This window comes from Clostridium beijerinckii, from assembly GCF_018223745.1.
GTDB classification, from domain to species: domain Bacteria; phylum Bacillota; class Clostridia; order Clostridiales; family Clostridiaceae; genus Clostridium; species Clostridium beijerinckii.
The window spans coordinates 1,170,018-1,190,016 of the sequence record NZ_CP073653.1; the positions used below are offsets into that span (position 1 = coordinate 1,170,018).

At 31.1% G+C, this 19,999-nt stretch carries 16 protein-coding genes and 1 riboswitch; of the genes, 12 read left to right on the forward strand and 4 right to left on the reverse strand.

The features are described from left to right. The first annotated feature begins 34 nt into the window (after window positions 1-34). From pyrB to surE, 8 genes are all read left to right on the forward strand, one after another. Window positions 35-961 (forward strand): aspartate carbamoyltransferase, encoded by a 927-nt coding sequence (gene pyrB, locus KEC93_RS05380; protein ID WP_011968343.1) that lies wholly within the window; start codon window positions 35-37, stop codon window positions 959-961. 1 nt (window position 962) lies between these two features. Then, entirely contained in the window at window positions 963-1,394 is a 432-nt protein-coding gene (locus KEC93_RS05385) for an aspartate carbamoyltransferase regulatory subunit (RefSeq protein WP_011968344.1), read from the forward strand. A 19-nt stretch (window positions 1,395-1,413) separates the two neighbouring features. After that, complete coding sequence (locus KEC93_RS05390) at window positions 1,414-2,649, forward strand: dihydroorotase (protein WP_077868074.1); 1,236 nt, start codon at window positions 1,414-1,416, stop codon at window positions 2,647-2,649. 395 nt (window positions 2,650-3,044) lie between these two features. After that, on the forward strand, window positions 3,045-3,917 hold the full coding sequence (pyrF, locus tag KEC93_RS05395) for an orotidine-5'-phosphate decarboxylase (RefSeq protein WP_011968346.1): 873 nt from the start codon (window positions 3,045-3,047) through the stop codon (window positions 3,915-3,917). Between the two features lie 35 nt (window positions 3,918-3,952). After that, on the forward strand, window positions 3,953-4,696 hold the full coding sequence (locus KEC93_RS05400; RefSeq protein ID WP_011968347.1) for a dihydroorotate dehydrogenase electron transfer subunit: 744 nt from the start codon (window positions 3,953-3,955) through the stop codon (window positions 4,694-4,696). 21 nt (window positions 4,697-4,717) lie between these two features. Further along, a complete protein-coding gene (locus KEC93_RS05405) occupies window positions 4,718-5,614 on the forward strand; it encodes a dihydroorotate dehydrogenase (protein WP_011968348.1) in 897 nt (298 codons plus the stop codon). 91 nt (window positions 5,615-5,705) lie between these two features. Continuing rightward, window positions 5,706-6,380 (forward strand): orotate phosphoribosyltransferase, encoded by a 675-nt coding sequence (gene pyrE / locus KEC93_RS05410; RefSeq protein ID WP_011968349.1) that lies wholly within the window; start codon window positions 5,706-5,708, stop codon window positions 6,378-6,380. A gap of 694 nt (window positions 6,381-7,074) precedes the next feature. After that, on the forward strand, window positions 7,075-7,836 hold the full coding sequence (surE, locus tag KEC93_RS05415) for a 5'/3'-nucleotidase SurE (protein ID WP_011968350.1): 762 nt from the start codon (window positions 7,075-7,077) through the stop codon (window positions 7,834-7,836). A 32-nt stretch (window positions 7,837-7,868) separates the two neighbouring features. Here the strand turns inward: surE and KEC93_RS05420 are convergent, their stop codons facing one another. After that, window positions 7,869-9,251 (reverse strand): DUF2334 domain-containing protein, encoded by a 1,383-nt coding sequence (locus tag KEC93_RS05420; RefSeq protein ID WP_011968351.1) that lies wholly within the window; start codon window positions 9,249-9,251, stop codon window positions 7,869-7,871. 634 nt (window positions 9,252-9,885) lie between these two features. Here KEC93_RS05420 and pflB (KEC93_RS05425) point away from each other — a divergent pair. The 3 genes from pflB (KEC93_RS05425) to pflB (KEC93_RS05435) all read left to right on the forward strand — a co-directional run bounded on the left by pflB (KEC93_RS05425) (window position 9,886) and on the right by pflB (KEC93_RS05435) (window position 15,677). Further along, complete coding sequence (gene pflB, locus KEC93_RS05425; RefSeq protein WP_077868073.1) at window positions 9,886-12,117, forward strand: formate C-acetyltransferase; 2,232 nt, start codon at window positions 9,886-9,888, stop codon at window positions 12,115-12,117. A 342-nt stretch (window positions 12,118-12,459) separates the two neighbouring features. Then, window positions 12,460-13,185 (forward strand): pyruvate formate-lyase-activating protein, encoded by a 726-nt coding sequence (pflA, locus tag KEC93_RS05430; RefSeq protein ID WP_011968353.1) that lies wholly within the window; start codon window positions 12,460-12,462, stop codon window positions 13,183-13,185. Window positions 13,186-13,281: 96 nt separating this feature from the next. Continuing rightward, window positions 13,282-13,375, forward strand: a riboswitch (ZMP/ZTP riboswitch). A gap of 70 nt (window positions 13,376-13,445) precedes the next feature. Beyond that, the gene (gene pflB, locus KEC93_RS05435) at window positions 13,446-15,677 is read left to right on the forward strand and encodes a formate C-acetyltransferase (RefSeq protein ID WP_077868072.1); all 2,232 of its coding nucleotides are present in this window, start codon (window positions 13,446-13,448) and stop codon (window positions 15,675-15,677) included. Window positions 15,678-15,910: 233 nt separating this feature from the next. On the opposite strand, the gene KEC93_RS05440 is transcribed toward pflB (KEC93_RS05435), so the two are convergent. Further along, complete coding sequence (locus KEC93_RS05440) at window positions 15,911-16,072, reverse strand: rubredoxin (RefSeq protein ID WP_011968355.1); 162 nt, start codon at window positions 16,070-16,072, stop codon at window positions 15,911-15,913. A gap of 160 nt (window positions 16,073-16,232) precedes the next feature. After that, window positions 16,233-16,862, reverse strand: a complete 630-nt coding sequence (locus tag KEC93_RS05445) for a 3'-5' exonuclease (RefSeq protein WP_017212742.1) — start codon at window positions 16,860-16,862, stop codon at window positions 16,233-16,235. Window positions 16,863-17,124: 262 nt separating this feature from the next. Here KEC93_RS05445 and KEC93_RS05450 point away from each other — a divergent pair, with 262 nt between their 5' ends. Continuing rightward, window positions 17,125-18,075, forward strand: a complete 951-nt coding sequence (locus tag KEC93_RS05450) for an L-lactate dehydrogenase (protein ID WP_023973486.1) — start codon at window positions 17,125-17,127, stop codon at window positions 18,073-18,075. A 913-nt stretch (window positions 18,076-18,988) separates the two neighbouring features. On the opposite strand, the gene KEC93_RS05455 is transcribed toward KEC93_RS05450, so the two are convergent. Continuing rightward, on the reverse strand, window positions 18,989-19,960 hold the full coding sequence (locus KEC93_RS05455) for a biotin--[acetyl-CoA-carboxylase] ligase (protein ID WP_023973485.1): 972 nt from the start codon (window positions 19,958-19,960) through the stop codon (window positions 18,989-18,991). Window positions 19,961-19,999: the final 39 nt, after the last annotated feature.

Below are 19,999 nucleotides of genomic sequence, written 5' to 3' on the forward strand. Positions count from 1 at the left end.
TAACACAGAGAGGTTAAGAAGGAGTGATAATAAAATGATAAAAGATATTAAACATCTAATAGAGCCTATGGATTTTACGGTAGAGGAATTAGATGAAATATTCAATTTAGCACATCAAATAATCGCACATCCAAAGGAATTTTCTCATATTTGTGACGGGAAAATTTTAGCTACATTATTTTATGAACCAAGTACGAGAACAAGATTGAGCTTTGAAGCTGCAATGATGAGACTTGGTGGTAAAATTCTCGGATTTTCAGAGCCGAATTCAACATCAATTTCTAAAGGAGAAACTTTAGCTGATACAATTAAAATGGTATCAATATATTCAGATATAATAACAATGAGACATCCAAAAGAAGGTGCAGCAAAAGTTGCAAGTATCTATTCTAACGTTCCAATAATTAATGCTGGTGATGGTGGACATCAACATCCAACTCAAACCCTAGCAGATTTACTTACGATTACAAGCTTAAAAAATGGGTTAAACAATCATAGAATCGGAATTTGTGGTGATTTAAAATTTGGAAGAACTGTACATTCGTTAATAAAAGCAATGTCCAGATACCAAAATAATAAGTTTGTATTAATATCTCCAAAAGAACTTGCTATACCACAATATATAAGAGAAGAAGTTTTAGCGAAAAATCACATTGAATATATAGAGGTAGAAAAATTAGAAGATGTAATTGAAAGTCTTGATATCTTATATATGACAAGAGTTCAAAAGGAAAGATTCTTTAATGAAGAAGAGTATTTAAGATTAAGAGATAGTTATATATTAGACAGAGCGAAAATGGATCTGGCTAAAGACGATATGATAGTAATGCACCCGCTGCCAAGAGTAAATGAAATTGCTTATGAGGTAGATGAAGATAGAAGAGCTTCATACTTTAAGCAAGCTGAATACGGAATGTATGTAAGAATGGCGTTAATGATTAAGCTTTTGGGGGTGATGTAAGATGCTTGAAATAACAAGTATTAAGAATGGAATAGTAATTGACCATATCCAAGCAGGAGTGGGAGTTAAGATATTTAAGTACTTAAAACTAGACACTAATGATTGCAGTGTTGCTTTGATAATTAATGCGGATAGTAAGAAGCTTGGAAAGAAAGATATAATTAAGATAGAAAACTGCTTTGAACTTGACTATACTGTTTTAGGATTACTCTCACCTACAATAACAATTTGTGAAGTGAAAGATGAAATGATAATAAATAAAGTTACGCCAACGCTACCTGATAAAGTGGAAAATATAATTAAGTGTAAGAATCCAAGCTGCATAACTAGCCAGGAAGAATATGTACCTCATTCTTTTATTTTAGTAGATAAAGAGAATGGAAGATATAGATGTGAATATTGCGATGAGATAACAAAGCTTTCAGAAATTTAGAAGAATTAAGAGGTGTTATATGGAACTGTTAATTAAAAACGCGAGGATAGTAGATGTAACCCAAGATTTTATAGGCGACATCTATATTAAGGACGGAATAATTGAAGAAATAGGGCAAAAGATCTTTAAGATAGATGTAGAAACTATTGAGTGTGAAGGAAAGATTTTAATGCCATCATTTATAGATACACATGCACATTTTAGAGATCCAGGTCTTACATGGAAAGAAGATATTGAAACAGGATCTAGAGCAGCGCTAAAAGGTGGTTACACAGGAGTTTGTCTTATGGCAAATACAAACCCTATATGTTCATCAAAAAAGGTTCTAGAATACGTAAGAAATAAATCTAAAGAAATTAATTTAATAGATATTCATCAATGTTTATCAGTAACAAAGGATTTTGATGGAGTGACATTAACTCATTTAGAAGAGCTTTTAGGTGATAAGGAAATTAAAGCAATTTCAGATGATGGAGTTGGGATATCAAACTCCAATACAATGCTTGAAGCCATGGAAATTGCGAAGAAGAATAACTGGGTTATAATGTCTCATGCTGAAAGTCCTGAATTCTCCAAAGTAGATATGAGGATAGCTGAGAATATGATGACAATAAGAGATGTAGAATTAGCTAAACTAAGTAAAGCTAGATTACACATGTGCCATGTCAGCACAAAGGAAGCTATAAAATGTATAATTGATGGAAAAGTGAGTGGCGCAAATATAACACTAGAGGTTACTCCTCATCATATTGGTCTAACAAGAGATATAAATGATTATAGAGTAAATCCTCCAATTAGAGAAAAAGAGGATGTAGAGGCAATAATAAATGCCATAAAATTGGGTATGGTTGATACAATAGGAACGGATCATGCTCCACATACAGCGGATGAGAAGATGAAAGGTTCGCCTGGAATGGTTGGAATAGAGACCGCATTTTCAATATGTTATACGAAATTAGTGAAAGAGAACAATGTTTCACTAAATAAATTAAGTGAGCTTATGTCATATAATCCTGCAAAGCTCCTAGGAATGAATAAAGGAAAAATTAGCATCGGAGTCGAAGGGGATTTAGTTTTAGTTGATATTAATAAATGCCTAAAAGTGAATCCAGAAGAATTTGCATCAAAGGGACGGAATACGCCATTTACAGGTATGGAATTCTACGGTGAAATTCTTATGACAATAAAGGGTGGAGAAATTAAGTATACACATATGAAATGTGCGCGAAGCGCAATAGGGAACATTTCACATTAGAAAAAGGCGCGAAGCGCGACAAAAAACATTTCACGTTAGAAAAAGCGCGAAGCGCAATTAAGAACAGTTCACATTAGAAAAAGAGTGCAGCACAAAAGAGAACATTTCGTATTAAAAAAGCACACACATATGAAATATGAGAGAATCGTAATAAAGAATTTTTGGGTGAATTAAGAACATTTCATATCAAAAAAGCGTATAGCTAGATAGAGAATTTTTAGGCGCAACTATGATTATAAATTAGGAAGCGGACAAGTGTAAAATAAGAGTGGCTTAAATAATATCATAAGTAGAAAATGGAGAACATAATTAAGAAAATTATAAGATATGAGTTCCTAAAGGAATTAATTGTGAATTCTGACTGTGGACTAAATAGGGTTGGAGGGAGATCTGAAATGACAAATTACATAATTGATAAATTATACAATAGGGTTGAAGAAAGAGGAGTAGTTTGTGTAGGGTTGGATACTGCATTAAGCTATATTCCAGATCATATAAAAGAAGGTAGAACTGACAGTGAAGCTATCTTTGAATTCAATAAACAAATAATAGATGCGACTTGGGATGTATCAGCATGCTTTAAGGTGCAGATTGCTTACTATGAAGCTTTAGGACTTGAAGGATTAATTGCTTACAAGAAAACTCTAGACTATTTAAGAGATAAAGGTGAAATTATCATAGCGGATATTAAAAGAGGAGATATAGCAGCTACAGCAACCATGTATGCAAAGGCTCATTTTGATGGGGATTTTGAAGCTGATTTTATAACACTTAGTCCATATATGGGAATGGATAGTATTGAACCATATCTACCTTATTTAGAAAAGGGAAGTAAAGGTGTGTTTAGCTTAGTTAGAACTTCAAATCCAGGTGCAGAAGATATTGAGTATCTAGATACTACTGGAGATAAGAAAGTTTACGAAGTTGTAGCAGATAAAATTACTGAAATGGGAAAAAATTATACTGGAAGTTGTGGATATACAGCAATTGGCGGTGTTATAGGATGTACTCATGTTGAAGAAGGAAAGAAAATAAGATCAAACTATAGCAATATGTTTTTCTTAATACCTGGATATGGTGCACAAGGCGGGAAAGCTGAAGATGTTGCACTATATTTAAACAATGGAAATGGTGGGGTTGTAAATTCTTCAAGAGGAATACTCCTTGCTTACAAAAAAGAAAATAGAGAAAAAGAGTTTGCTTTATGTGCTAGAGAAGAAGCCATAAAGATGAGAGATGCAATAAGAGAAGCAGTGAAGAACATATAAATTTTACATTAAAGATAACTTAAGGAGGCAGGGTTATGGCTATAACTTACAGAAATGCAAAAGTAGTTTCAAATAAAGAGATCTCAAAAGATATATATAAATTAGTAGTTGAAGATGATGCAGAAATAAAGGCAGGACAATTTTATATGTTAAAGCTAAATGGTGCAACATTTCTGCCAAGGCCAATAAGTATATGCGAAAAATCTAAGAATAAACTAACATTTTTATATGCTGTAGTAGGAAACGGAACTAAAGAATTTACTAAGCTTAAAGAAGATGATGAAATAAGCTTAACAGGGCCTCTTGGAAATGGGTTTGATTTAGAGAAAGAATATAACAAGGTAGCACTAGTTTCAGGGGGAATTGGAACAGCACCAATGCTTGAACTAGCAAAGAAATTAAGAAAGAAAAATCCAGATCAAAAGATAGATCTCTATGCAGGATTCAGACATGATGTTTACTTAATAGATGAGTTAAAAGAATATGTAAATGAAGTTTATATATCTACAAACACTGGAAAGAATGGTCATAAAGGATTTGTTACTGAAATTTTAAAACCAGAAGATTACGATACAGTGTTATGCTGCGGACCAGAAATTATGATGAAAAAAGTTGTAGATATGTGTAAAGAAAAGAATGTTGCTGTATATGTATCTATGGAAAAGCATATGGCATGTGGAGTGGGTGCATGTTTAGTATGTACTTGTAAAACAAAAGATGGACATAAGAGAACGTGTAAAGATGGTCCAATATTTGATGGATACTATGTTGAATTATAATAACCAAAGGAGAAGAAGAATATGATGAAAGTAACTATTAATAATGTAGAATTTAAAAATCCTGTAATAGCAGCATCGGGAACCTTTGGTTTTGGTGAGGAATTTAATAATTTTTATGATGTTGGAATTCTTGGCGGAATATCTTCAAAAGGGCTTACAATAAACCCCAAGCAAGGTAATGAAGGGATAAGAGTATATGAAACACCATCAGGAATGATGAATTCAGTAGGATTACAAAATCCAGGAATAGATGCATTTATAGAAAATGAGCTTGCGAAAATGAGAAAGTACGGAACTAATGTTATAGCAAATATTGGGGGAGGATGCTTGGAAGACTATGAAGCTGCTGTAAGTAAAATTGATAGCAGTAATGTTGACATGATTGAACTTAATATTTCTTGCCCAAATGTAAAACATGGTGGTATGGCTTTTGGGATTAAGTCAAAAGTAGCATATGATGTGGTTAGAGAAATTAAAGCCATGACTAAGAAGCCGTTGATGGTTAAATTATCTCCTAATGCAGAAGATATAGTAGATATGGCTGTAAAGTGCCAGGAAGCAGGAGCGGACTCTATATCATTAATAAATACCTTAAAAGGGATGGCTATAGATGTATATAAAAGAAGGCCGGTATTTAATAATATAACTGCAGGTCTTTCAGGGCCGGCTGTAAAACCAATTGCTCTTAGAATGGTTTATGAAGTGGCTAAGGCTGTAGATATTCCAGTAATAGGACTTGGAGGAATATCAAGTGGTAAAGATGCCGTAGAATTTATGATGGCAGGAGCTAGCGCAGTACAGATAGGAACGATTAATTTTGTAAATCCTATGGCTGGGAAAGAAATAGTTGAAGAAATGGAAAGTTTCTTGAAGGAACAAGGAATTAAGGATATTAACGAGATTATAGGAATAATATAAATTGATCATAGATCCTAATTCCTAATAATGAAAATAAGCAACTGATAAGTGAATATTAATAATTACAAAGTAGATATTGGAGGAATTTTAAATGAAGGCATATAAGAAAGAATTTATCAATTTTATGATAGAATGTGGAGTACTTACATTTGGAGATTTTGTTACTAAGAGTGGAAGAAAGACTCCGTTCTTTGTTAATACAGGTAACTATCAAACAGGAAGCCAGTTAAGAAGACTTGGAGAATTTTATGCAGAGGCAATAAAAGAAAACTTTGCAGATGATTATGATGTATTATTTGGGCCTGCATACAAAGGAATTCCTCTAAGCGTTACAACATCTATTGCTTTGTCTAGCTCATTTGATATTGATGTAAGATATTGTTCAAATAGAAAAGAAGTAAAAGATCATGGAGATACAGGAATTCTTTTAGGAAGTAAACTAAATGATGGAGATAAAGTACTAATAGTTGAAGATGTTACAACAGCAGGAACATCAATTTACGAAACTATGCCTATCTTAAAAAGCCAAGCAGATGTTAATGTTAAAGGTCTTATAATATCGGTAGATAGAATGGAAAGAGGGCAAGGTGAACAATCAGCCTTAACTGAAATCAGAGAAAAATTCGGATTTAAAACTTGTGCCATAGTTACAATGGCGGAAGTTATAGAATATTTATACAATAAAGAGATTAACGGAACTATACTTATAACAGACGAAGTTAAAGGTAGAATTGACGAATATTACAAACAATATGGTGCAAAATAAAAGTATTAAGAACAACTCAACGTGAAGCAATGAACAACCGAAAGAGAATACATATATGTTTCTCAGGACTGTGAAAAATTTCGCTTAGCATATCTAAACGCGAAGTTGCACCCAAGTCTGCATGCTCCTGCGACAAGCCCATGACAAGCAGACTTGGAACAACTTCCCGTTAATATATGCAGCAGCTTATTTTTCAATGCCTGTTCCGCATATATGTATTCTCTTTCTTTGTTTTATTATCACTTTAGTTCTTTTAGTAACACTTAATATAGAAAAAGAGAATATATATTTTATAAAAAGTTACAATATAGTTAAAATAAAGGTATTGTAACAACAGAAATATAAAAATACTTGCCTAAATATGCTTTACTTTAAATTTAAGATAAACAAAGAAATGAAATATATGTTTTTGAGGAGTGTTCATAAGAAGATTTTGCTGGAAGTAATTCTTAGAATATAAGTTGTTCCAAATGTGCTAGTTCAAAGCGTAGCCTTTGAAGCAAGCACTTTGGGTGCAACTTATATTGTTTGAATTACCCAGTAAAATCTTCAGAGAACCGGAGCAAACACATATATTCCATTTCGGTTGTTTAGCAGGAAATTTAAATGTTCATAAGACTGCAAGTGTTTTTATATTTCGGTTATTCATTGCGTTACATTAAGTTGTGATCAAATACATTTACAAGGAGGGTTTATGAATATTTTAATTACTAACGACGATGGAATAAATGCACCAGGAATAATTGCTTTAGCAAAGGAAATTTCTAAGGAGCATAAGGTTACAATTGTTGCGCCCAAGGATCAAAAAAGTGCGTCTAGTCATTCAATATCTATTCATAGTCCGATTAAAATTAAAGAAGAATTCATTGAAGGCTTAGATTGTAAGGCTTATAGTGTTTCAGGAACGCCTGCTGATTGTACTCAAGTTGGGTTATCCTTTTTGAAAGAGAATATAGAGCTTGTAATATCTGGCATAAATAAAGGACCTAATGTAGGGACTGATATTTTATACTCAGGTACGGTATCGGCAGCAATAGAAGGAACCATATACGGAATTCCGTCAATTGCAGTTTCAATGGATGTTGAATATGGGAAAGATGATGAGGATTATTCTAAGGCTGTTAAATGGGCGATAAAAGTTTTAGATATAGCAAAGGAAGAATATTTAAAAAGTGATGTGGTATTAAATCTTAACATTCCAAATTTTAATGAAAGAGATATAAAGGGCATCAAAGTCTGTAAGATTGGAAGGTCCACATATAAAACAGAATATATACTTTTAGAAAGTAATGAAGAAGGTGACTTGTATACAACAAAAGGAACAAGAAATGCTATAAAGGAAGAAGAAAGTGATTTATATTATCTATATCAAGGATATGTTACATTAACACCGCTTCATTTTGATTTTACTGATTTTGCAATATTAAGTGATGTTACGAAAATATTTGAAAAATAAAGGCTTGTCATGTGAATGGCAAGCCTTCCTTATTACTTGTTTATAAGTTCATCAATATGAACGGTAGTATAATCATTATCTTTAAATGCTTTTACTATTTGTTGCAAAGGTGAACGTGCATCATAATTCACGTTAAGTTTGTTTCCATTTAGGTTAAAGTTTATATAATCTATTTCTATAGATGGATGATAATAAAAGCTATTAAGCGTATCAGCATCTCCTTCATTAATCGTATTTACCATACGAGTCGTATCTGTTGATGGATCAGCTATACGGCCTAATGGAGTTGGAACAAATAAGTGAGAGTCATCTGGCTTATAAATGTTACTTTTTGTATAATCATATGGCTCGTATATGAACTGAAAATATTCACTAATTATTTTCTTTTGTTGCTCAGTATCTCTGTAATGAGGACTTTCGTAATACGAGATAGGAATGTTCAGAGCACTTGCAGTATCTATACCTTTTTCTATTACTGCTCTAGTCTCAGCTTCTGTACTATTTACGTCTTTAGACATTTCTTCACCAGTTCCGCTTGAGTCATTACCAGATTGATGAGTATATCCGTGTAAACCTATTTCTCCACCTTTATTAAGAGCATAATCTAATACATCTACAAATCCTACATTTACAATGTTATCATTCGTCAACAAATCATTATCAAAATTTGCTGAAGGAACTACAAATCTAGGTATCCATGAAATATGAAATTTCAGTCCTTGGGAAAATAGCAAATTAGCCATTATCTTTATTTTTGTTTGATTTTTATCTACAACATTTGTATAACCGCAACCAAAATCTTCAAAACGTATTAAACCAATTTTATCGCTATATAGTATAGCTGAATCTTCTGGTTCCTTTACATCGTTAGGTATTAGGTTTATTTTTTTGTTCTGAAAGTCAAATACAGCAAATAAATCAAAAATTTCTTCTATATCTGAAATTGAAATATAATAGCTACCATTATTGTTAAGTAAATTACCACGAAGATTACCTTTTCTAGAATTCTTTTCATAAGTGGTTTCATTTAAGAAAATTTTATTACTATCATTATATATTGATATGGAATTATTAGAAGTATCTAAAGTATAATTGAGTTTACTGCAAATAAAAGTTAGAGGTATATAATACCTTTGGGCTTTTAGCAGTATTGGAACATTAGTTAGATTTCCTGTATTCAAAATATTTAGGGTTACATCATTTACTTTTGTTACAGGCTTGTCCGAAAATTTGATTTTGGGTGTATATGTACTTTTAAATTTTTCCTCTGGTAGCATACTTGAGTATAATGTTTTATTAATAATAGTTAGATTCTTTCTAAAAAAATTAAAATAAGAAAGAACTTGATATAATATAAAGACAGATAGAGCTATTGCTAAAAAAGAAAATAAAGATAGTTTAGCATTCCTTTGCATATGTTTTCTCCCCTTTGAATTATGTATAAACAATATTGTAACAAAATTATATCATTATTTTGTGTCAATTATTTTGTACAAATGTTAAATTTATGTTATAAATTCTAAAAAAAGTTGACAAAGAAAACTTTTTGGTATAATTTTATAAGCTTATGAATCTAAAATATGAAATTCAAAAATGCATTTTAAAAGATTGAAGAATATTTAAAAATTATAAATGTAAATAACATTATGTTTAAAACGTTTTCTGATAATACTAATATGTCAATATAAATTGATTTATACACTGAAAGAAAAATATTATAAATTTAAGAAATGGTAAAGGTTATAATATTTGCAGTTAGTAATCTAGAGATAAATAACTTGATCTATTTATTAATAATATTTTTTATAAATTAAAGATAATATCTTAATTAGCAATAAGTGACAAGTTAAGAGGAAAATTTATTTCGCGAACTTATAGAAATATTATCTTATGAAAGTCTGATGGATTTATTAACAAAAAGTGAAACTAATTACTAATTGATAAAAGATATCATTGACATGCATTTAATTAAAGTATACAATAATGGTATGAATTAATTGATTAAAAATTAACAAAGTTTTTAATCAAAAGTATAAAGGAGGAAAACTAATGTTTAAACAATGGGATGGATTTAAAAACGGAACATGGCAAGAGAGTATTGACGTAAGAAACTTTATACAAAAAAATTATAAGTTATATGAAGGAGATTCAACTTTCCTAGAAGATAAAACTGAAAAAACAAGCAAAGTATGGGCGAGAGCTTATGAATTAATAGTAGAAGAAGTTAAAAAAGGAATTATAGATGTAGCGACTGATAGAGTATCAGGAATAGATAACTATGAACCTGGATATATAGATAAAGATAACGAAGTTATAGTTGGACTTCAAACAGATGCACCACTTAAGAGAATAGTAAATCCATTTGGTGGAATGAGAATGGTTCAAAGCTCTTTAAAAGAATATGGATATGAGTTAGATAAAAATATCGAAGAATATTTTCCTAAGTACAGAAAGACTCACAACGAAGGTGTATTTGATGCGTATACAAAAGAAATAAGAGCAGCAAGAAGTGCGGGATTATTAACAGGCCTACCAGATGCATACGGTAGAGGAAGAATAATAGGTGATTATAGAAGAGTAGCTCTTTACGGTATAGATTACCTAATAGAAGAAAAGAAAAGGGATCTTGATAATCTAAATGGTGATATGCTTGATGAGTTAGTAAGAAAAAGAGAAGAAGTTTCAATGCAGATCAGAGCTTTAGGCGAAGTAAAATCAATGGCAGCAAAATATGGAATTGATATATCTAAGCCGGCATCAAATGCAAGAGAAGCAGCACAACATTTATACTTTGGATATTTAGCAGGAATTAAGGAAAACAATGGAGCTGCAACATCATTTGGAAGAACTTCAACCTTCTTAGATATTTATATTGAAAGAGATTTAGAAGCAGGATTAATTACAGAAAAAGAAGCTCAAGAAATTGTTGACCAACTAATTATAAAGTTAAGATTAGTTAGACACTTAAGAACTCCAGAATATAATGAATTATTCGGAGGGGACCCAACTTGGGTAACTGAATCAATTGGTGGTGTAGGTATTAATGGCAAGCCGCTTGTAACTAAGAATTCATTTAGATATCTTCATACCTTAATTAATCTTGGAACATCAGCAGAGCCAAACTTAACAGTTTTATGGTCAGATAAGCTTCCAGAAAGCTTTAAGAAATATTGTGCAGAAATCTCAATAAAAACAGACTCTATTCAATATGAAAATGATGAAGTTATGAGACCGATTTATGGTGATGATTATGCAATAGCTTGCTGCGTATCAGCTATGAAGGTTGGTAAACAAATGCAATTCTTTGGAGCTAGAGCAAATATAGCTAAATCACTTTTATATGCCATAAATGGTGGAGTAGATGAATTAAAAGGTATTAAGGTAGTGCCAGGAATTGAAAAGCTTACAGACGAAGAAATTCTTAATTTTGATAAAGTAAAAGCAAATTACTTCAAAGTATTAGAGTATGTAGCAAAAGTTTATGTAGATACAATGAACATAATCCACTTTATGCATGATAAATACGCTTATGAAGCAAGTCAAATGGCTCTTCATGATACAGCAGTAGAAAGATTAATGGCATTTGGTATTGCAGGTCTATCAGTAGCAATAGATTCATTATCAGCTATAAAATATGCAAAAGTTAAACCAATTAGAAATGAAGAAGGTATAACTGTAGATTTTGAAGTTGAAGGAGATTTCCCTAAATACGGAAATGATGATGACAGAGCAGATGATCTAGGCGTAGAATTAGTAACTAAATTCTCTGGAGAGCTTAAGAAACATCCACTATACAGAGATGCAAAACATACATTATCAGCGCTAACAATCACATCAAATGTAATGTATGGTAAGAAGACAGGGACAACTCCGGATGGAAGAAAGAAAGGTGAACCTTTAGCACCAGGAGCAAATCCAATGCATGGAAGAGATATTAATGGAGCATTAGCATCACTTAACTCAGTAGCTAAAATACCATATAATGAAATTTGCCAAGATGGTGTATCTAATACATTCTCAATAGTTCCAGATGCACTTGGAAAAAATGAAGATCAAAAGATAACTAACCTAGTTGCAATATTAGATGGATATTTCACTCAAGGGGCTCATCACTTAAATGTTAATGTTCTTAATAGACAAACATTGATAGATGCTATGGAAAATCCCGATAAATACCCAACACTTACAATCAGAGTTTCAGGGTATGCTGTTAACTTCAGTAGATTATCAAAAGAACAACAATTAGAAGTTATAAGTAGAACATTCCATGAGAGCATCTAATGAGAAGTAGAATAATGTATATTATTTAAGGATTACTATAAAATAAAAAAATTTTGGAGGAAGGGGAAGGTGAACTTTCCCTTCTTTTGCCTTATGATGAAGAAACAATAGAGTTAGATAATATTAAGTAATGATATAGTGTACCATATACAATTCGCTTAAATATTAATAGCTTATTTAAGGGAATAATAAATTAATATATATTCTAAAAGTGTTAATTCAATAAGCGTTCTCTTAAAATACTAGATAATGTCCCCAAATAATTTTATAGAGGATGAATTATATTATTTAGAACTTATGTATATTAATTTGAAGTATAATAAAGTATAGGGGGTGTAACAAATGGTAAAAGGTAATGTTCATTCAATAGAGAGCATGGGTCTTGTGGACGGACCAGGAATTAGAGTAGTAGTGTTTTTGCAAGGTTGTGCGTTAAGATGTAAGTATTGTCATAATCCTGATACTTGGGCTACTAATGGTGGAGAGGAATATACTCCAGAACAGCTAGTTAATAAGATTGAAAGATTTAAAACTTATTTTGCAAGTAGTGGAGGAGGAGTCACATTCTCAGGTGGAGAGCCTTTAAGGCAGCCAGAATTTCTACTAGAAACTCTTAAACTATGCAAAAGTAAAGGAATTAATACTTGTATTGATACAGCAGGTTATGGATTTGGTGATTATGATGAAATATTAAAATATACAGATTTAGTTTTATTTGATATAAAACATTTTACACCAGAAGGATACAAAAATATAACTTTAATGAATATAGATGAATCCTTGAAATTCTTAGAAGCAATGAAGAGAAATAATACAAAGATGTGGATAAGGCATGTTGTGGTTCCGGGATTAACAGATGATGTAGAACATTTAAAGGAACTTAAAAAATACATCGACGAGATACCTAATGTTGAGAAAGTAGAATTACTTCCATATCATTTATTAGGTACAAATAAGTATGAAGGACTAGGGATTAAATATCCTCTTGAAAATGTAAAAGCTATGGATAAAGAATTAATTAAAAAATACCAGAAAGAGATATTTGGAGATTATTCTTATGGCAAATAAGATGGGTTCGTTATTTCTTCATTATGCCTAATACTAATAAGTGTAAAATTATTCTTATTGACAAACTAAATGGTTTGGTATTATTCTTATATTAGATATTAGTCATATGACTGACGGAAGTGGAGTTACCACATGAAGTATGACTAGGCATATTATATGCCACAAAAAGCCGACCGTCTGGGCAAAAAAAGCCTGGATTGCGTCGGCTTTTTTATATGGAAAAAATTATAAAACTAAATTTATCTTAGGGAGGAAAAATTATGTTTAAACAATGGGAAGGATTCAAAAACGGAACATGGCAAGAGGGTATTGATGTAAGAAACTTTATACAAAAAAATTATAAATTATACGAGGGTGATGGAAGTTTCTTAGAAGAGAAAACAGAAAGGACAAGCAAAGTCTGGGACAAAGCTTATGCCTTAATAGTTGAGGAAGTAAAAAAGGGAATAATTGATGTTGCTACAGATATAGTATCAGGGATAGATAATTATGATCCTGGGTATATAGATAGAGATAACGAAGTTATAGTTGGGCTTCAAACAGATGCACCACTTAAGAGAATAGTAAATCCATTTGGTGGAATGAGAATGGTTCAAAGTTCATTAAAGGAATATGGATATGAACTTGATCCAGAAATTAATAAGAATTTTTCAAAATACAGAAAGACTCACAACGAAGGTGTATTTGATGCGTATACAAAAGAAATAAGAGCAGCGAGAAGTGCTGGATTATTAACAGGCCTACCAGATGCATACGGTAGAGGAAGAATAATAGGTGATTATAGAAGAGTAGCTCTTTATGGTATAGATTACTTAATAGAAGAAAAGAAAAAGGATCTTGATAATCTAAATGGTGATATGCTTGATGAATTAGTAAGAAGAAGAGAAGAAGTCTCAATGCAGATCAGAGCTTTAGGCGAAGTAAAATCAATGGCAGTAAAGTATGGAATTGATATATCTAAACCAGCATCAAATGCAAGAGAAGCAGCACAACATTTATACTTTGGTTACTTAGCAGGAATTAAGGAAAACAATGGAGCTGCAACATCCTTTGGAAGAACTTCAACTTTCTTAGATATATACATTGAAAGGGATTTAGAAGCCGGATTAATTACAGAAAAAGAAGCCCAGGAAATAGTTGATCAATTAATCATAAAGTTAAGATTGGTTAGACACTTAAGAACTCCAGAATACAATGAATTATTCGGGGGAGATCCAACTTGGGTAACTGAATCAATTGGTGGTATGGGTATAAATGGTAAACCGCTTGTAACTAAGAATTCATTTAGATATCTTCATACATTAATAAATCTAGGAACATCAGCAGAACCAAACTTAACAGTTTTATGGTCAGATAAACTTCCAGAAAGCTTTAAGAAATATTGTGCAGAAATATCAATAAAAACAGATTCAATTCAATATGAAAATGATGAAGTTATGAGACCGGTTTATGGTGATGATTATGCAATAGCTTGCTGCGTATCAGCTATGAAGGTTGGTAAACAAATGCAATTCTTTGGAGCTAGAGCAAATATAGCTAAATCACTTTTATATGCCATAAATGGTGGAGTAGATGAATTAAAAGGTATTAAGGTAGTGCCAGGAATTGAAAAGCTTACAGACGAAGAAATTCTTAATTTTGATAAAGTAAAAGCAAATTACTTCAAAGTATTAGAGTATGTAGCAAAAGTTTATGTAGATACAATGAACATAATCCACTTTATGCATGATAAATACGCTTATGAAGCAAGTCAAATGGCTCTTCATGATACAGCAGTAGAAAGATTAATGGCATTTGGTATTGCAGGTCTATCAGTAGCAATAGATTCATTATCAGCTATAAAATATGCAAAAGTTAAACCAATTAGAAATGAAGAAGGTATAACTGTAGATTTTGAAGTTGAAGGAGATTTCCCTAAATACGGAAATGATGATGACAGAGCAGATGATTTAGGCGTAGAATTAGTAACTAAATTCTCTGGAGAGCTTAAGAAACATCCACTATACAGAGATGCAAAACATACATTATCAGCGCTAACAATCACATCAAATGTAATGTATGGTAAGAAGACAGGGACAACTCCAGATGGAAGAAAGAAAGGTGAACCTTTAGCACCAGGAGCAAATCCAATGCATGGAAGAGATATTAATGGAGCATTAGCATCACTTAACTCAGTAGCTAAAATACCATATAATGAAATTTGCCAAGATGGTGTATCGAATACATTCTCAATCGTTCCAGATGCACTTGGAAAAAATGAAGATCAAAAGATAACTAACCTAGTTGCAATATTAGATGGATATTTCACTCAAGGGGCTCATCACTTAAATGTTAATGTTCTTAATAGACAAACATTGATAGATGCTATGGAAAATCCTGATAAATACCCAACACTTACAATCAGAGTTTCAGGGTATGCTGTTAACTTCAGTAGATTATCAAAAGAACAGCAATTAGAAGTTATAAGCAGAACATTCCATGAAAGTATTTAGTAAAATAAAATTATTGTGTTTATAGTAAAGTTTTGATGAATTTAAATGCACAAAAATTTTAAGAAAACATAAATGGATTGAGGCTAATAAATTAATTACAAATATAAAAAGACTATAGGACATAATATTCCAGTCCATATAGTCTTTTTGGTTTCATATGAAAATATTAATTCAAATTGTCTTTAAGTATACTAATTTTTACGAGATGAGTTAAATATAATTTTTATAATGTGTTATTCTAGTACAGAAAAATTATCTTTGTTAAAAGCGCAAATGGGACATACCCAATAATCAGGCAAATCATTAAAATCTACATGTGGAGCAATTCCACCATCAGGATCTCCAAGTTCTGGATCATAAATATATCCGCATACTTCACAAACATATTTTTTCATTTTATCACCTCATTTATAAATTAAACAAGACAAGAATAAATTTTAAAACTGTCTAAATCTAAAGTTCTAAATACCATAAAGAATAGATAGAGTAAAAACCACAAGTTATAGTATATTATATGATATTTTTATTGAGGTGTTAATTAATAAAAATTATATTTTATTTTAAGCCGTTTGAGTTCTTAGCTAGAAGATTTGAAAAATACCCTTTTGGAAAGTAGCCTTTCTTTAATCCTTCGATAACAGTTAAATATGTTGCAGCTGTATCAAATCTGGCATCATGATAATTTCCACTACCTTCAAATAATTTTTCAGATGTTTCAACAATTTGCTCGCTTGAAATATTTAACCAATCTATGACTTCAGATAATTTTGGATTTTTGATTTCTCCATTGGCTTTTGGAATCTTACATATATCTCTATAGTAAGCCATAGTGCAGAAAACATTTTTTGGGTAAAAATCCTCTCCTAAAGATAATAGTTCATGTTTTAAAAATCTAACATCAAAATTAACATTATGACCGATTAGAAAATCAGCAGTCATAAAATCATCAAGAAATTCAGGTACTAAATCCTCAAAATATTGTCCATTAGATAATTCATAAAGCTTCTCTAAAGAAAAACCATGAATTTCTTGGGCAGAAGGGTCCATCTCATCGACTGTAAAAAAGAAATTTTTACCAGTAGTTATCTGAGGTTTTGTACTAGCATCAACAGTTATGTAACTTAACTGACATATGCTGCCCGGTTTTATGCTAGTGGTTTCTGTATCAAAAAATAATAATTTCATTAAAGTGTACCTCCATCTTCTGCGTAAAACATTTAAAAATAATTACGTCTATATGCTTACTAATAAATTCATTATTAAGTTGCTAAATTTAATTATATAGTATTTACGAAAAAATTCAAATAAGGTATAATCAGATAAGAATGATTATTAATTAATAAAATTTTTGGATAATAATTTAAGATGAAACTTTTTATGAGCAAATAATAAATTTGTTATCTGGAAAGAATAGAATTAATATTGTATTAATTAGGAGGAATATATAATGGTAGAAAGAAAACGTAAAATATCTGTGATTGGTGCAGGTTTTGTAGGTGCAACAACAGCATATGCATTAATGAATAGTGGAGTAGCTACAGAAATATGTTTATTTGATATAAATATGGATAAAGCAATGGGAGAAGTTATGGATTTAGTTCATGGTACTTCTTTTGTAAAGCCTGTTAGCATTTATGCAGGAAGTATTGAAGAAACTAGAGATTCAGATATAGTTATAATTACAGCTGGTGCAGCTCAAAAAGAAGGGGAAACTAGACTAGATCTTATTGAAAAAAATTACAATATATTTAAGAGCTTTGTTCCACAAATAGCAGCAGCAAGCCCAAATGCTATTTTGTTAGTAGTATCAAATCCATGTGATGTGCTTGCATATATAACTTATAAGTTATCTGGATTCCCTAGGGAAAGAGTAATAGCATCAGGAACTGTATTAGATACGTCAAGATTAAAATACGTTATTGGTAAATACTTTAATGTAAATAATAATAATATCCATGCGTATGTTTTAGGAGAACATGGTGATAGCGAAGTTGTAAGTTGGAGCACTGCAAGCATAGCTGGAGAAACTTTTGAAGAATATGCTAAAAAGTTCAATTTAGAGTGGGATGATGATGTAAAATCAGTAATAGAAAGCGATGTTAAAAATGCAGCTTATGAAATAATAAGCAGGAAAAATGCTACTTATTTTGCTGTAGCATTAGCAGTAAATACAATAGTAGAAGCTATATTAAGAGACGAAAATACTATTTTAACTGTATCATGTTTGATGCAGGGAGAGTATGGAATAGAAGATGTTTACTTAGCAGCCCCAACAATTTTAAATAGTAAGGGTGTTGTAAGAATTGTAAACCCTGTTCTAAATGATGAAGAATTGAAAAAATTAAAAGAATCAGCAAGTGTTCTAAAAGGACATATTGAAAAAGTTGTGAATAAATAACTAGAATTAACTAAAGGTATTGTGTACTAAGCGAAATATAAAAATACTTGCAGTATGAGTGTAAGTTCTAAGTTTACTGCTGAACTCTCGAAAGGGAATATATGCGTTTGTCCTGGTTCTCTGAAGATTTTACCGGGTGATTCTAAGAATAGAAGTTGTGCCCAAAATGCTAGCCTCAAAAGCGAGTTTTGAACTAGCATATTTGGAACAACTTCTAATCTAAGAATCGCAGCCGGCAAGATCTTCTAATGAACATTGCACAAAAGCATATATTCTTTTTCTTTATTTAGTAGTAAACTTAAATCAAATTCATATTTATGCAAGTATTTTTATATTTCTGCATTTAGCAATATCCCATCTAATAATTGACTTAAATATTTTAGAGTCTATATTGATTCCTAAGTTTTTCTCACATATATTTGAAAAAGTAGCTGGTAAAAGATACCACTACACATTCGTCTGTGACTTTTTCTTATAACTATCATCATAAATTTATAATATTTGAAATACTCAAAATGATAGCAAAACAAAGAAAGAGAATACATATATGTGGCTTAAGAATTTTAGAATATCCTATAAGAATATTTTAATGAGAGATTGCCGATTAATACATTTTGGTTATTTCACACATAGATAACGGGCTAAAGTTAAGAGTATATCTTAATTTTAGTATATACCAGAAAAGAAGATCATGCTTTTGTAGAGGCGTTACATAGAGGATTTAGCTGTAGATATTTCTTCAGTAGAAGTTGTTTCATTTTTGCTTGTCATGCACTTACTGTAGCAACATGCAGAAATGGGTACAACTTCTGCTGTTAGAAATTCACAGCAAAATCCTCAGTAACCCGAACAAATGCATGATCTTCTTTTCGATAATACATATACTTAACTTTAAACATTGCAATATAAATTTTTAGTTCATTCCATTAAAACTAATCTCTCCAGTAATTACAGCTTTTTCATTTCCGTTGCTATCTATGACCATAAGGTCGCCGTTATCAGAAACAGAAACACAGGTAACAATTTCTTCATTATTATATGTGATTAATTTTGCCTTTCGACCTAAAATGTTGGAATGATCTCGGCAGATTGAAATTGTCTCGGAAAGATCTAATTTATTTATGAAGTTATTGTATAATACTTCGAAATTATTTAAGAAAGCTGAAAGTATCTCAGTTCTTTTGAAATCTTTATCATATTCAATCTTTAGTGAAGTGGCAATTGCTTTTATATTATCATCAAAGTCACTTTCATCTATATTAATATTCATCCCTACGCCCAAAACTAAATAATGAACACTATCCATGTCACATTTCATTTCAGCTAGGATTCCACAAAACTTTTTGTCATTCAAAAGTATATCATTAGGCCATTTAATGGTTGAATTAATACCTAAATTACTTAGTGTCTTATATACAGAAGCAGCAGCAATTTGAGTTATTTTAGGAGCTTCCGTTGGAGGAAGTTTAGGTCTTAATATTAATGAAAACCAAAGACCGCCATTTGGAGAAACCCATTTCCTATTGAAGCGACCACTTCCTAAAGTTTGCTTTTCTGCAATTACTATAGTACCGTGTTCGATTTCTTTCTGTGCAAGCTCTTTTGCTTTAATATTTGTAGAATCTATTTCATCAAAGTAAACTATGCTTTTTCCAATAGCAGATGTTTTTAATAAAGGTAGAATTTCATTTTTATTTAATAAATCAGGAGAATTAAGTAATTTGTATCCCTTATTAGAAATTCCTTCTATTATATAGCCTTTTAATTTTAAGTTTTTTATATGTTTCCATATAGCAGTTCGTGAAACATTTAAAGTAGAACTTAGGTATTCGCCAGAAACATAATCTTGAGATTTTTTTAATTCATTTAAAATTTTATCTTCCATTTATATATACCTCCTAAGACTAATTATAACATAATGTGA